This is a genomic window from Peptoniphilus raoultii, from assembly GCF_900099555.1.
Classification (GTDB): domain Bacteria; phylum Bacillota; class Clostridia; order Tissierellales; family Peptoniphilaceae; genus Peptoniphilus_A; species Peptoniphilus_A raoultii.
This window is the reverse complement of record NZ_FMWM01000002.1, coordinates 569,506-583,810: the sequence shown is the minus strand read 5'-3', so window position 1 is coordinate 583,810 and position 14,305 is coordinate 569,506. Positions and strand designations below refer to the sequence as shown.

The 14,305-nt window shown below is 33.2% G+C and carries 12 protein-coding genes and 1 pseudogene; 5 read left to right on the top strand and 8 right to left on the bottom strand.

From position 1 onward, the window contains the following. Positions 1-15 precede the first annotated feature (15 nt). Genes dnaB through BQ4446_RS02735 form a run of 4 tightly spaced genes read right to left on the bottom strand, consistent with a single transcriptional unit; the run spans position 16 to position 4,738 of the window. Positions 16-1,368, bottom strand: a complete 1,353-nt coding sequence (gene dnaB, locus BQ4446_RS02750; protein WP_071026450.1) for a replicative DNA helicase — start codon at positions 1,366-1,368, stop codon at positions 16-18. Beyond that, positions 1,368-1,817 (bottom strand): 50S ribosomal protein L9, encoded by a 450-nt coding sequence (gene rplI / locus BQ4446_RS02745; protein ID WP_071026448.1) that lies wholly within the window; start codon positions 1,815-1,817, stop codon positions 1,368-1,370. Before rplI ends, dnaB begins: the two co-directional genes overlap by 1 nt. Continuing rightward, complete coding sequence (locus tag BQ4446_RS02740; RefSeq protein WP_071026446.1) at positions 1,792-3,813, bottom strand: DHH family phosphoesterase; 2,022 nt, start codon at positions 3,811-3,813, stop codon at positions 1,792-1,794. Before BQ4446_RS02740 ends, rplI begins: the two co-directional genes overlap by 26 nt. Before the next feature lies 1 nt (position 3,814). After that, entirely contained in the window at positions 3,815-4,738 is a 924-nt protein-coding gene (locus BQ4446_RS02735) for a DUF2232 domain-containing protein (RefSeq protein ID WP_374042610.1), read from the bottom strand. A 161-nt stretch (positions 4,739-4,899) separates the two neighbouring features. On the opposite strand from BQ4446_RS02735, the gene BQ4446_RS02730 reads away from it, so the two are divergent. From BQ4446_RS02730 to BQ4446_RS02715, 5 genes and pseudogenes are all read left to right on the top strand, one after another. Beyond that, the gene (locus BQ4446_RS02730) at positions 4,900-5,667 is read left to right on the top strand and encodes an IclR family transcriptional regulator (RefSeq protein WP_071026444.1); all 768 of its coding nucleotides are present in this window, start codon (positions 4,900-4,902) and stop codon (positions 5,665-5,667) included. Positions 5,668-6,025: 358 nt separating this feature from the next. Beyond that, positions 6,026-6,372 (top strand): annotated as a pseudogene (locus BQ4446_RS08070) (DUF819 family protein). Positions 6,373-6,461: 89 nt separating this feature from the next. Further along, on the top strand, positions 6,462-7,247 hold the full coding sequence (locus BQ4446_RS08065) for a DUF819 family protein (protein WP_083329018.1): 786 nt from the start codon (positions 6,462-6,464) through the stop codon (positions 7,245-7,247). A 9-nt stretch (positions 7,248-7,256) separates the two neighbouring features. Continuing rightward, positions 7,257-8,171: a dipeptidase gene (locus BQ4446_RS02720; RefSeq protein ID WP_071026440.1), complete on the top strand. Its 915-nt coding sequence runs from the start codon at positions 7,257-7,259 to the stop codon at positions 8,169-8,171. A 239-nt stretch (positions 8,172-8,410) separates the two neighbouring features. Beyond that, entirely contained in the window at positions 8,411-9,376 is a 966-nt protein-coding gene (locus BQ4446_RS02715; protein ID WP_071026438.1) for an NADH:flavin oxidoreductase, read from the top strand. Positions 9,377-9,415: 39 nt separating this feature from the next. Here the strand turns inward: BQ4446_RS02715 and yihA are convergent, their stop codons facing one another. The 4 genes from yihA to clpP all read right to left on the bottom strand — a co-directional run bounded on the left by yihA (position 9,416) and on the right by clpP (position 14,299). Next, complete coding sequence (yihA, locus tag BQ4446_RS02710; RefSeq protein WP_071026436.1) at positions 9,416-10,039, bottom strand: ribosome biogenesis GTP-binding protein YihA/YsxC; 624 nt, start codon at positions 10,037-10,039, stop codon at positions 9,416-9,418. Further along, positions 10,029-12,359, bottom strand: coding sequence for an endopeptidase La (lon, locus tag BQ4446_RS02705; RefSeq protein ID WP_071026434.1), 2,331 nt, complete (start codon positions 12,357-12,359; stop codon positions 10,029-10,031). The genes yihA and lon overlap by 11 nt, the downstream gene beginning before the upstream one ends. A 121-nt stretch (positions 12,360-12,480) precedes the next feature. Next, positions 12,481-13,707, bottom strand: coding sequence for an ATP-dependent Clp protease ATP-binding subunit ClpX (gene clpX / locus BQ4446_RS02700; protein ID WP_071026432.1), 1,227 nt, complete (start codon positions 13,705-13,707; stop codon positions 12,481-12,483). Positions 13,708-13,714: 7 nt separating this feature from the next. Then, positions 13,715-14,299 carry an ATP-dependent Clp endopeptidase proteolytic subunit ClpP gene (gene clpP / locus BQ4446_RS02695; protein ID WP_071026430.1) on the bottom strand — a complete coding sequence of 195 codons (585 nt, stop codon included), beginning with the start codon at positions 14,297-14,299 and terminating at the stop codon, positions 13,715-13,717. Positions 14,300-14,305 lie beyond the last annotated feature (6 nt).

Genomic DNA, 14,305 nt, shown 5'->3' with positions numbered 1-14,305 from the left:
TATTTTGCATCCTCTTTATCCTCTTTCCATATTTAAGAATTTTGTAAATTCTTTTTTAAACACTAGCTCAACTGTTCCTGTTGGGCCATTTCTATGTTTTGCTATTATTAGTTCGCCTATATTTGGTTTTTCTGATTCTTCTTTTGTATAGTATTCATCTCTATACAAAAACATTACTATGTCGGCGTCTTGTTCAATGGCACCTGATTCTCTTAGGTCAGAAAGGATTGGCCTATGGTCGCTTCTCATTTCCGGTGCTCTCGAAAGCTGAGATAGGGCTATTAATGGAACGTCAAGTTCTTTTGCTACGGCTTTTAAATTTCTTGATATGGCTGAAATTTCTTGTTGCCTTGATTCGCTTTTTGAATTCATTTGCATTAGCTGTAAATAGTCTATAATAATTAAATCAAGGGATCCTACTTCTGATTTCATTCTCCTGCACTTTGCCAAAATTTCAAGGGGGCTTAGGGCCGCCGTATCGTCAATTTGTATATTCATTCCTGAAATCAAAGGCATGGTATTAATTATTTTCATCCATTCGTCTTCATTTAAATCTCCTGATATAACTTTTTGTAGGTCTACATGTGAACAGGATGAAATTATTCTTTGCAGAAGCTGATTTCTACTCATTTCTAGTGAAAAAACTGCAATATGTGCATTATTTTTTAGGGCGGCATTTGTTGCAATGTTTACCATTAAGGCTGTTTTCCCCATTGAGGGTCTTGCTGCAATTAATATTAAATCTGATTTTTGCAGACCTGAAAGTTTTCTGTCAAGGTCTGAAAATCCTGTTGAAATACCTGTAATCGAATTTGGATTTTGAGCCCTTTTTTCCATTTCGCTAAAGGTTTCTGAAACGACTTCATCAATTTTTACTAGGCCATGTGTTTTTGAACTTTCATTTATTTCATATATGCTTCTTTCTGCAAGTTCAATCACTTCTTTGGCTTCAGCGTCAGGTGAAAAGGCATTTGTCTGAGTCTTGTCACAAACTTTTATAAGCTGCCTTAAAAGTGATTTTTCTTTTATTAATTTAAAATAATATTTGGCATTTGTAACTGATGCTACTGATGAAGAAAGGTCTGCAAGATAAACTGTCCCTCCAACTTCTTCAAGGGCATTCATCTTTTTTAATTCTTCTGCAACTGTTATTACATCTGCCGCTTCATTTCTTGTATATAAATTTAAAATTGCCCCATATATTTTTTGATGGGCCTCGGAATAAAAGTCCCTAGGATTAATTAATTCTACAGATGATGTCACTGCTTCTTTTGAAAGCATCATGGCCCCAAGAGCTGAAACTTCAGCCTCGTTTGAATGTGGAGGCAGTTTTAAATTTTCAAGGCCGTTAAAATTAACCTCTTCCATTATTCATTCCTTTCGATTTTTACCTTTAATTTAGCACTAATCTTTGGATATAATTTTATTTCTATTTCTTCCTGGCCTATTGTCTTAATATTTTCTGGAAGATTTATTTTTTTTCTATCTATTTCAATTTTTTTGTCTTCAAAAAGTTTATCAGCAATGTCTTTTGAAGTTATGGCTCCAAAAAGTCTTCCGCCTTCTCCTGCCTTAACTTTCATAGTAATTGGTGATTTTTCTATTAGCTTTTTTAATTCTTCCGCTTCTTTTCTATTTTCTTTTTCTTCTGCTTCTTTTCTTTTTTGATCTTCTTTCCATTTAACCATATTTTCGTCATTTGCTTCTATGGCAATTTTTCTAGGAATCAAGAAATTTCTTGCATAACCATCTTTGGCATCAACAATATTTCCTGCTTTTCCTAAATTTTTATCATCTTTTATTAGAATTACTTTCATCGTCATCCTCCTTATTTTCTCTTGCATATTCTTCTATTGCATCTTCAAGTTTTGCCTGTGCCTCATCAAAATCTGTGGTATCAATTTGAGCTCCTGCCATATTTAGGTGACCGCCTCCGCCAATTTTTTCTAAAATCAGCTGAACGGAAACTTTTTCTCCCCTGCTTCTACCAGAGATGTGAATTTTATTTGATGATAGGGTTAAAACAAAGGATGCATCAACGCCATTTATTTCAAGGAGCATATCGGCAGCTTGAGCCGCAACTAATACTGAATTTTCAACTTCTTTTTCAAATCTTCCGATTGCAATATTTTCATTTACAATTTTTGCAGACTGAATAACTTCTGCCCTATAAACCATTGTTGAAAAATCATCTTCAAATAGGGCTTTAACCTTTGTCATATCTGCTCCTGCCCTTCTTAAAGTTGATGCAGCTTCAAATGTTCTAACTCCTGTTTGGAAGGAGAAGTTTTTAGTGTCAACAACAATTCCTGACATTAAGGCATCCGCTTCAAAATGAGTTAGATTTAAATCATCTGACATATATTCAAGCACTTCAGTAATAAGTTCTGAGGCTGATGATGCATAGGGTTCAACATAAGTTAATACTGGGTTTTTTACAAATTCTCCGCCCCTTCTGTGGTGGTCAATAACAACAACTTGTTTTGCCTTTTCCACAAGTTCTGGACATTCTGTAAAGGATGGCTTGTGATTATCTACTAAAATTAAAAGGGATGAACTTTTTATTGATGAAAGTGCCCTTGATCTTGAAATAATTCTTGAATAAAGGTCTTCCTCTTCTTTTTTCATCCTATTTATTAAATTGTCAATGGAAGGGTTTGAATTTTCAAGAACAATAAATCCTTCCTTTCCCCTATTTAAAGTTGCACGAATAACTCCAATGGCCGCTCCAATTGCATCCATATCTGCATTTTTGTGACCCATTACAAAGACATTTTCTGACCTGTCAATTAACTGCCTTAGAGCTTCACCAATAACCCTTGCTTTAACCTTATTTCTCTTTTCAACAGCCTTGGATTTGCCGCCAAAAAATTCGTAGGAATCCGAAATTTTTACAACAGCTTGATCGCCGCCACGACCAAGAGCAATGTCAAGAGCCGAGTCCGATTCAATATAGGCCTCCTTAAAATTTAAACCAAAGGAGGAAACTCCAATTGATAAAGTTATAGGCATCGAATTTTCTCTATTTAGCTCTCTTAAGTCGTCTAAAATATCAAATCTTTTTTGTTTAATATCTAAAAGAGCTTGATACTGCATAATAACAAGATATGAATCGTCAACATATTTTCTAACTAAGGCATCATAGGCTTCAAAATAAGATCTTATTGATGAGTCAATAGATGCAATTAATTGAGGCTTTGATTCTGTTGGAACAGTATCCATGGCTTCGTCAAAATTATCCACTTCAATTTTGCAGACTATAGGAAATTCGTTGGTGTACTTCATATCCAAATTTTTATAGGCAGAATTATCTACAAAATAAAATAAAATTAATTTCTCTGCTGGGACATTTGACTTGCCTACCGGCAGAGGATTTGTATAAACCTTGTAGGAGGACATGGCAATACTTGCCTCAAAAATTTCCTCCTTGGAAGATTTTATAATCTCCTCCCAATTTACATCTGATATAAAATCACTAAGGCTTTCATTCATAAGCTCCATATCTTTAAAAAGATTCATAAATGGTGTGTTATACCAAATTATACATCCCTTGTCATCTGTCACAACAAGAGGATGCGGCATATTAAAAATCGTCTTTTTCGTCAGAGAATCAAAATCTCCTGAAAGGTCCTCAATATATTTTTTATTGTAGGAATTTTTGTTTTCTATTCTTTTAACTGTAATGAAAATTACATATATAAAGATTAAAAAGACCGCAAGGCCAGCCTGAAGCTTATAAATACCGCTTAAAAAGGTGGCAATAAGTCCAAAAAATACATAGGGATAAAAATCTTTTAAATTAAAATCCTTCATTTTACACTCCAAACTTTCTCAAATTAATAAACATATCCATAAAACCTAAAAATATAAAAATCAATTGAATATAGGGTATAGTCAAAGCAATAATAAATATTATAGTTTGTAGAAAGGTATTTAGACCAAATCTTGCCATAAAGAATTTTACAAGGGCAAAGCCTTCAATAAATAGGGCGAAGAAAAAAATGAACATAAGATTTTTGTTAAAAACATAATAATCTCCGCTTCCATTAAATAAGTATAAAACAAAAATTGAAAGACCTACAAATAGGATGAATTCCCTTGGGATTTTTACAAATTCAAGAGGTGGTGGTCCAAAAATTATTCTTCCTCTGGCAAACATAGTTCTTGTTACTGAAATATAAATAATATAGGAAAAGACAAGTGAAAATACCATTAAATAAGAGGGAGCCATTTGTAAAAATGCCTTATACATTTGACTAATCCTGTTCGTTAATGAAAAAATTTCACTATCAGATAGGCCCACTTCTTGGCCAATATTATTGTAAACTTCTGTAATTCCCTTTATTGTGTCAGGAGAATTTATAACTTCTCCATTGATGCCAAAGGAAAGTATCAGGACAATTATTGAGATAAAAAAAGAAATAGCTCCCGCTAAAAGTGTCATTTGCCAAGATTTTTTTGTTGATATCATATAATGGAAAATTAAAATCAAAGGTCCAAAAATTGCAAAGACTATTAGACCATTAAGGGGATTGAAAATTGCCCCAATTAAAAGGCACACAGCTAAGAATATTCCCATAATTTTAAAGATTCCTTCTTTTAATGATTCTGAAATATACATGGCTGGGAAAAATATATAAATAACTGGAAATACTATGCCAAAAATAGCTAAAAGAAAAGATTTAACCATAAGGCTTAAAAGATTTCCATAATTTTTATTTTCATTCAAAGAATTCACTCCTTTTCTTTATTTTAACATAATAGTATTTAATTTAAAAGAAAATGTGAAGGCCTTAAAAATCCAAAAAATTTTTAAATTTTAATTTTTATAAACCATTTATATATGTTTAATGAAAAAGATTCCACTTTGTGATATAATTTTAAAAAAGGAGGCCAACAATGATTCAAAGTTTAGTAAAAGCATCTCTCGTTTTAGATTATTTAAGAAAAGAATCAAGAGAGCTAACTATTGGAGAAATATCGGAAAAATTAGATTTACCCCCTTCAACAACTCACAGAATTTTAAGAACTTTAATAGCCATAGATTATGTAAGTAAGGATGAAAAAAGTCATCTTTATACTTTGGGACCTGGTCTTATACCCCTTGGCTTTGCTGCAACATCTTTTTTAAATCCCCAAAAGGAAACGCAGAAGATTTTACAAGAACTTTCACAATTGACAGGAGAAGATTCCTTTTTAATTATTAGAAGCGGCAAAAAAGGTCTTGTCATTAGTAAAGCCCAAGGCAAACACCCCTTAAAAATTGTAGAAAATTTTGGCAAAGAAATTGATCTTCACTGGGGAGCAATTAGAAAAGTTGTACTTGCCTTTCAAAGTAGGGAATTTATTGACGATTATATTAAAGAAGGCCTTTCATCAAATTTAAATGGTCAAATTAATGAAAATGAATTAAAAAGAGAATTGGAAGAAATTAGGGAAAATAAAATTGCAATTTCCCATTCTGAATATATTGACAACGCCTGCGGAATTGGAGCACCCGTCTTTAATTATTCTGGCGAGCTTTTGGGCGGACTTGGCATTGTTCTTCCCATGGAAAGATTTACAGATGAAAATAAGGATAATTTTATTGCATCTGTTAAGTCCTGTGCTGAAAAATTATCGGCAAGTCTTGCCTACACAGGTGAAAATGACCGTATTAGCCTATAAATTTTTTATATTCTCATAAAAATAAAAATTTTATTTAAGCCTATATAAGTTTTTTCTTATATAGGTTTTTTAGTGAATTCACTTTTTAATTTTTTGCAATAACCTATTAATATATTTCTCCTGTGAATTTTTTTCTAATTTATCTGTTTATTGCATGTAATAATAGATATAAATTAGACAAGAATTTTTTGAAAGGAGAAATTATATGGAAAACACATTAATTCATGCTGATCAGACTTGGGTGATCTGGGCAATTATTTTAATTGTAACTGCTCTTTCCATTTATTTGGAAGGCAATTATAAGTGGGCATAAAAAATTACAGGTGCGGTAATTCTTACGAATTTTAAGGTTATTCCTATGGAATCACCAGTCTATGGCACAATTTGGTCATATGTCATCCCCCTATCAATCCCCATGCTTTTATTTCAATCTAATATGAAAAGAATTTTTAAAGAATCAGGAATAGCAATGATTTTATTTCTATCGGGGCTCTAGGCACAATTGCAGATGCAGTTTTAGGCTTTGTAATACTTAAAAATTTCATTCCAGACCTTGGTAAAATTGCTGGTATGATGACTGGATCTTATATTGGAGGCGGAGTAAACTTTGTTGCTATATCTCAAGTTTTTAATCTTGATAAAACAATGATTTCAGCAGCAACAGTTGCCGATAACTTTAATATGTCTATCTATTTTTTATACTAGTAACTATTCCGAGGACTGCCTTTTTCAGAGATAATTTTTCTCATACAAAGGCAGAAGAAAGTAAGGAAAGATAAGAAAAAAAGAGGGCTATGACTCCCTTTGATTTGGCCCTAATATTTGCCATCTCAACGGGAATTGTTGCCCTATCAAATACAATCAGTGATTTCTTTGCAGTAAGCATTACGGCAAATTCTACTTTTATGAGTATTGTAAATCAATTATTAGACAACAATTATTTGATCAAAACCACTGTAACCATGGCTTTGACAACGATCTCCCCTAATAACTCCACCTACTCTCACTTATACAAACCTCTCTCCCTACAAGAAACACATACATTTACTAATAAACTATCACTGTTTTGTTTTTTTCAAACAAAAGAGAGTCAAAAACCCCGCACCAATAATATTACCAACCTGTTGTCCCATAGAAAACGCGCTCCCTTATACAACCCAAATTGTGAAAAAAACAAAAAGGATCCCCCCCCCCCCCCCCCCCCCCCAAAAAAATTTTTTGAAAATATTAATGGAGCAGGAGAAGTCGGAAACTTTTTAATTTATATTTTCTTTGTTGTTCTTGGTGTTCCTGCATCAATTCCCGTTATTATTAAAACAGCCTCCCTACTTTTGGTATTCTGTTTTATTATGGTTTGCGTCAATATGCTATTTTCTTTTGCAGCCGCAAAACTTTTGGACTTTTCTTTGAAAAAGGCTATTATCACATCAAATGCAAATATTGGAGGTCCTGCAACGGCATCTGCCATGGCAATCTCCCAAGGTTGGAATCATTTAATCGATCCAGGAATTTTTGTCGGCCTCTTTGGCTATATAATTGGAAATTATTTGGGAATAATTGTTGGAAACTTACTAATTTAAAAGGATAATATGAAATATTTTAATGGCCATTCCGATCTTTTTACTGCTATGCACTATAAGTATTTGGAAGGCGAAAGCAAAATTTTTACAAATAATTATTATGATGCCTTTGTAAAAGGAGATGTTGGCTCTTCTATTTTCGTTTTGTGGACTGATGGAGCTCATCAAAATGACTATAGAAATTTAATTAATGGAGAAAGAAAAACTGTAAAAAAAGTTTTTGATGGGGATAGAGAAGCTATAAGTCAAGTTTTGACCCTTGCCGATTTAGATACAAAAGATGACAAGGTTCATGTTCTTCTTGATATGGAAGGTCTTGCCCACATTGGTGAAGATATTGATTTAATTGACGAATATTATGAAGTTGACGGTCTTCGACATGCCCGCTTAACTTGGAATGAAAAAAATCCCCTTGCAAAGAGACCACGCTTTTCTGGCGGACTTTCAAAGCTAGCCATCAAAGCCCTGCATAAACTTCAAGACCTTGGAATCATTGTTGATGTAAGTCATTTGAATGATGACGGCTTTTGGGACATTATGAAATATACAAATGGACCAATTATGGCATCTCATTCAAATGCAAGAACCCTTGCCTCCCACAAGAGAAATTTGACAGATAAAATGATGAAAGCCCTTAAAGAAAACAGTGGGATGATGGGATTAAATGCAGCCTGCGACTTCATTAGTGACGATCCACAAAAGCAGGACCTTGAACATTTAGTTATTATGCTGGAACATATAGTAGATATTATGGGCGTTGACCAAGTATTTTTCGGCTTTGATTTTATGGAAATGCTTCCTGTCATTGCCCAAGGGACAATGAGAGCCCTGGAAGGAAAAACATCAACACCAAAAGATTTTATTGGCGAAGCCGATATTCCAAATTTAATTAAAAAAATTAGAGAACATGGATTTTCAGAATAAGATATATAAAAAATTGGCCACTTTAATATACGAAGGCACCTATGAAAAATTTTAAAATAAATTTTAGGGCCTTATTATTCTATGGTTCTCAGATTGTAAACAAAGATAAAGTTAATAGGGAGAGTCCACACTATACAAAGGTAAGCAAGAGCTGTCCCTATTCTTTGAAAAATTATCCTAAAAATAAAATTATAAAAAATTTTTGAATGTTATAATATTTTATAGTAAGGAGTGATTTTATGATTTTAAGTGAGCCTTTAAAAATAAATAATAAAATTTTAAGAAATAGGATTGTTATGCCTCCAACGGCAACAAGAAAAGCTGAAAATGGCGGACCAAACTACGAGCAAATTGAATACTACAAAAAAAGAGCAGTGGGCACAGGATTAATTATTGTCGAACACGCATATGTTTCTCCAGAGGGGATGGCATCTATTGGCCAGCTTTCTATGGCTGATGATTCAATTATTTCTGCCTACCAAAAACTTACAGATGCAGTTCACCAAGAGGGAGCATTAATTTTAGCACAAATTTCCCATGCAGGGTCCTATGCAAAAACTATGGGCGAAAAAATTGCCCCAAGTGCCTATGCCTTTAAAGATGGAATGAATCTTCCTAAAGAGATAACTAAAGATGACATAAAAAGAATTGTGAAGTGCTTTGCTGATGCTAGCATCCGTGCAAAAAAAGCAGGATTTGACGGGGTGGAAATCCATTCGGCTCACGGTTATTTACTCACCCAATTTTATTCTCCTCTTACTAATAAAAGGACAGATGAATATGGCTTCCAAAATCTTGAAAGCAGGACAAAAATTCACAGAGAAATAATAAGAGCCATAAGAGAAAGTGCTGGATCTAATTTTATACTTGCCCTTCGTTTTGGTGGCTGTGATTATATGGAAGGCGGTAGCAAAATTGAAGACATTCCAAAGGCTTCAAAAATTTTTGAAGATGATGGCATAGATCTTTTAGATATTTCTGGAGGTCTTTGTGCCTATACTCTTAAGGAAAATAATAATCCCGGATGGTTTGCAGATTCTTCTAAAGCCGCCAAAAATGCTGTGAATATTCCTGTAATTTTAACAGGTGGTATTAAAACGAAAGAAGATGCAGAAAAATTTTTAATAGATGGAGCCTGCGACTTAGTTGGCATAGGTAGAGAAATGATGAAAAATCCAAACTGGCCAAAGGAAGCCCTTGCTTAAAATAAGATAAGAAAAAATCTCCCTAAAATGGGAGATTTATTATTTACTATGAAATTTAACTATGTCATCTAAAATAAACCAAGTATCATCAACTTCATCTTTTTTTTCTGATGAAAATAAAATTATATTTTCCTTGGCAGGAACTTTTAAATCTTTGGCAATTATGTCAAGATTTTTTTTGACTTGACTTGCCCCAACCTTATCTTTTTTTGTTGCAATTACAAGACCTGAAAAGCCGCTTTCCAAAATATAATGATACATTTGCTTATCAAGACCAGTAGGGGGATGTCTTAAATCCACTACTAAAAAAACCTCAATTAAATTTTCTCTTGACTCCAAATATTCATTAATAATTCCTGTCCATGAATCCTTTTCACTTTTTGAAACTTTTGCATAGCCATAACCTGGCAAGTCCACAAGTCTTAAAAATTTATTTTCTTTTTTTGCATTGTCAGTATAATTAACCATATAAAAATTTACAGTCCTTGTTTTGCCTGGCGATGATGAAGTTCTTGCCAAATTTTTTCTACCAATCATGGCATTTATAAAAGAAGATTTGCCAACATTTGACCTGCCTGCAAAGGCAAATTCAAATATTTCTTCAGAAGGATACTGATTTTTTTTAACGGCAATTTTTTCAAGATCTGAAGATTTAATTATCATCTTTATCACCTAAGGCAATTTCCGCCACTTCTTCCATATCCTTTATGGGGATTATTTCAAGATTTTTTATGGCATCATCTTCAATGTTTAAAAGGTCTCTTTTATTTTCAAAGGGAATTAAAACTTTTTTAACTCCAAATCTTTCGGCAGCCAAAAGTTTTTCCTTAAGGCCTCCAATGGGAAGGACCTTGCCCCTTAAAGTTATTTCACCAGTCATAGCAATATCCCTTCTAACTTTTCTTTTTGTTAGGGCCGAAAGAACGGCGGTTGTAATTGTAATTCCAGCTGATGGACCATCTTTTGGAACTGCTCCCTCCGGCACGTGAATATGAATATCCTTATTTTTTCTGAAATTCGGGTCCACATCATATTTTTCTCCATTTGTTGCTATATAAGAAATTCCTGCGATGGCAGATTCTTTCATAACATCACCTAGAGATCCCGTTAAAGTTATTTTTCCTTGACCATCCATAATCGTTGCTTCAATGGAAAGAGTTGTCCCTCCTACTTCTGTCCAAGCAAGCCCATTTACCATTCCTATTTCATCATTTTTTCCAATTTCATCAATTAAATATTTCTTTTCCCCTAAATAGTCATGAAGATTTCTTGAACTTATGGAAATTTTTTCAGTTCCATCTTCTACAATTTCAAGGGCGGCCTTTCTCATAATTTTTGCAATAGCTTTTTCAAGTGATCTTACCCCTGATTCTCTTGTATAATAATCAATAATGTCACTTAAAGCTTTATCTGAAATTTTTATTTGATCTTTATTAAGGCCATTTTCTTTTGTTTGCTTGTCAATTAAATATTTTTTTCCTATATTAAATTTTTCATTTGGAGTATAGCCCTCAAGTCTAATAACTTCCATTCTATCAAGAAGTGGTCTTGGAATAGTTGCTATTGTATTTGCAGTTGCTATAAAAAATACATTTGATAAGTCAAAGGGCAGCTCCAAATAATTATCTGTGAAGCTAGAATTTTGTTCAGGGTCTAATACTTCTAAAAGAGCACTTGCAGGATCTCCCCTAAAAGAATTTCCTATCTTATCAATTTCATCAAGTAAAAATACAGGGTCATTTGCCCCAGCTTTTTTTATTAATGAAATTATTTTTCCTGGCAAAGCTCCAATATATGTTCTTCTATGGCCCCTAATTTCAGCCTCATCAGTGATTCCTCCAAGGCTCATTCTAACAAAATCACGGTTTAAAGCACTTGAAACAGACCTTGCAATGGACGTTTTACCTACGCCTGGAGGACCCACAAGACAAAGGATTGGACTTCTTGAATTTTTGCCCGACAATTTTTTGGCAGCAATAAATTCTAAAATTCTTTCCTTTACACTTTTTAGTCCATAATGATCCCTATCTAAAGTTTTTCTAGCATTTTTTAAATTTATTATTGTATTTTTTCTTTCAAGCCAAGGAAGGTCAATAATCCAGTCCAAATAATTTACGCCAACTGTGTACTCAGGAGAAGCTGAATTTGTGTTTCCAAGTTTTTTAACTTCTCTTATGGCTTTATTTTTAACTTCTTCTGGCAGCTTCTTTTCAGATATAAGTCTTTTATATCTTGCTATAGTTTCTTCATCTTCCTCATCATCGCCAAGCTCCTTATGAATAACCTTTAGCTGTTCCTTTAAATAATATTCCCTTTGGAGTTTATTCATTTTGGACTTTACTTTTTTATCAATATTTTTTTCAATAGACAGGACTTCAATTTCGTTTTGCATAATTTCGTGAAATTTTACGAGTCTGTCGTAAATATTTATAGTTTCTAAAATTTTTTGATTGTCTTCAGTTTTTAAATTGGCATAACCAGCCGCTGTATCCACAAGTCTTCCTGGTGTCGACATATCAACAGCTGACTCCAAAAGACCGGGTATTAATTTTTCATCAAGTTTTGAATAGGAATAAATATCTTCTTCTGCAAGCCTTAGGGCCGCTTCAATATCCTTATTTGTATTTTCATCATCTAAGTCTTCAGGATAAACTTTTATCTCGGCTTCAAAATATTCTTCCTTTTCATGTAAAGATAATAATTCTGCCCTATCCGTTCCCTCAACAAGAACTCTTACAATTCCGCCAGGCAGTTTTAAAATCTGCTTAATTGTTGCTACCGTCCCAATTTTATAGATATCATCAATTTTAATATCTAAAAGACTAGGATCAATTTGAGCTACCAAGAAAACTTTTGAATCATGGAGCTCTGCAGTTTCGACTGCATTAACTGAAATACTTCTTCCACAGTCAAAGTGAGTTACCATGTGAGGAAAAATAACTAAATCTCTAAGTGCTATTAAGGGTAATTTTATTGTTTCCATAAAACCTCTTTTCTATTATTTAGAACCAATCATACTATGATGTTTCGCATTTGGGTATGGGAAGTTTTGCCCTTGGCGATAAAAAAACCTTGCATCGCAAGGTCTTCTTAAATCTTTTTTATTAATTAGCCTTTTTTTTAATGAGCTTAGGTGCCTCAAGACCCTCAACAGATTCTTTAGTAACTTCTACTGCTTTAATATCTTCCCTTGAAGGGACTTCAAACATAATATTCATAATTGTATTTTCAATTACTCCCCTAAGTCCTCTTGCTCCAGCTTTCTTTTCGATGGCCTTTTTTGCTATATATCTCAAGGCATCATCTTCAAATTTAAGTTCCACATTATCTAACTTTAAAAGCTCTTTATACTGTTTAATCAAAGCATTTCTTGGCTTAGTCAAAATTTCAACTAAAGCATCTTCATCAAGTTCTTCTAAAGTTATGGTTACAGGCAGCCTTCCTATAAGTTCAGGAATCAGTCCAAATTTTAATAGATCTTCAGTTTCTACATCTTTAATAATATTTTTATTTTGAGTTTTCTTGTCATAGATTTCAGCTTCAAATCCCATAGAGGATTTCATTGTTCTTCTTTCAATGATTTTATCTAAGCCATCAAAGGCTCCACCCACAATAAATAAAATATTTGTAGTATCAACTTGAATAAATTCTTGGTTTGGATGCTTTCTTCCACCTTGGGGCGGAACATTAGCAATTGTTCCTTCAATTATTTTTAAAAGAGCCTGCTGAACTCCTTCGCCAGATACATCTCTAGTAATTGATACATTTTCAGATTTTCTTGCAATTTTATCAATTTCATCAATGTATATAATACCCATTTCAGCTCTTTCAATATCATAATCGGCATTTTGAATTAATTTTAAAATAATATTTTCAACATCTTCTCCCACATAACCGGCTTCTGTAAGAGTTGTTGCATCACAAATGGCAAAGGGCACATTTAAAAGTTTTGCCAAAGTTTGAGCAAGTAAAGTTTTGCCACTGCCCGTTGGTCCAACCATCAAAATATTTGACTTTTGAAGTTCTATTCCCGATTTTTCATAGGTCTTGGAGTTAATTCTCTTATAGTGATTATAGACAGCCACTGAAAGTGCCCTCTTAGCCATATCTTGTTTGACTACATAATCATCTAATATATTCTTAATTTCAACGGGTTTTGGTAATTTAAAGTCCTTCATTTCATCTGCTTGAATTTCTGATGACAAAATATTGTTACATAAATCTACACATTCATTGCAAATTGTAACATTAGGACCTGCAATTAACCTTTTTACTTGATTTTGAGTTTTGCCACAAAAAGAACATCTTAAGATTTCATCACTATTTGTCATCTTAACCTCATTCTCTAGTTTCTATAACTTTATCAATAATACCATAGACCTTGGCTTCTTCAGCATCAAGCCAAAAATCTCTATCTACATCTTTTTCAATTTTTTCTAAACTTTGACCTGTTGCCTTAGCTAAAATTTTATTTAAAGATTTTCTAGTCTTTAAAATTTTTTCTGCTGTAATTTGAATATCACTTGCCATTCCTTGAGTGCCGCCACTAGGTTGGTGAATCATAACATCAGAATTTGGAAGGGCAAATCTTTTACCCTTTGCTCCTGCAGCAAGTAATATTGCTCCCATTGATGCTGCCATACCAATACAAATAGTTGAAACGTCAGGTTTAATATATTGCATAGTATCATAGATTGCAAGACCTGCACTTACGCTACCTCCTGGTGAATTTATATAAAGCTGTATATCCTTATTTGGATCTTCAGATTCTAGGAATAAAAGCTGTGCAACAATTAAATCTGCCATTGCATCATTTACTTCCCCTGAGGCAAAAATAATCCTATCCTTTAGAAGTCTTGAATATATATCATAGGATCTTTCCCCTCTATTTGTCTGTTCAATAACCATTGGCACTAATGCCATTTAATC

Excerpts from the sequence above, each read along its gene's own strand:
- dnaB (WP_071026450.1), bottom strand. The coding sequence starts at position 1,368 with ATGGAAGAGGTTAATTTTAACGGCCTTGAAAATTTAAAACTGCCTCCA.
- rplI (WP_071026448.1), bottom strand. The coding sequence starts at position 1,817 with ATGAAAGTAATTCTAATAAAAGATGATAAAAATTTAGGAAAAGCAGGA.
- BQ4446_RS02740 (WP_071026446.1), bottom strand. The coding sequence starts at position 3,813 with ATGAAGGATTTTAATTTAAAAGATTTTTATCCCTATGTATTTTTTGGA.
- BQ4446_RS02730 (WP_071026444.1), top strand. The coding sequence starts at position 4,900 with ATGATTCAAAGTTTAGTAAAAGCATCTCTCGTTTTAGATTATTTAAGA.
- BQ4446_RS08065 (WP_083329018.1), top strand. The coding sequence starts at position 6,462 with ATGACTCCCTTTGATTTGGCCCTAATATTTGCCATCTCAACGGGAATT.
- BQ4446_RS02720 (WP_071026440.1), top strand. The coding sequence starts at position 7,257 with ATGAAATATTTTAATGGCCATTCCGATCTTTTTACTGCTATGCACTAT.
- BQ4446_RS02715 (WP_071026438.1), top strand. The coding sequence starts at position 8,411 with ATGATTTTAAGTGAGCCTTTAAAAATAAATAATAAAATTTTAAGAAAT.
- yihA (WP_071026436.1), bottom strand. The coding sequence starts at position 10,039 with ATGATAATTAAATCTTCAGATCTTGAAAAAATTGCCGTTAAAAAAAAT.
- lon (WP_071026434.1), bottom strand. The coding sequence starts at position 12,359 with ATGGAAACAATAAAATTACCCTTAATAGCACTTAGAGATTTAGTTATT.
- clpX (WP_071026432.1), bottom strand. The coding sequence starts at position 13,707 with ATGACAAATAGTGATGAAATCTTAAGATGTTCTTTTTGTGGCAAAACT.
- clpP (WP_071026430.1), bottom strand. The coding sequence starts at position 14,299 with ATGGCATTAGTGCCAATGGTTATTGAACAGACAAATAGAGGGGAAAGA.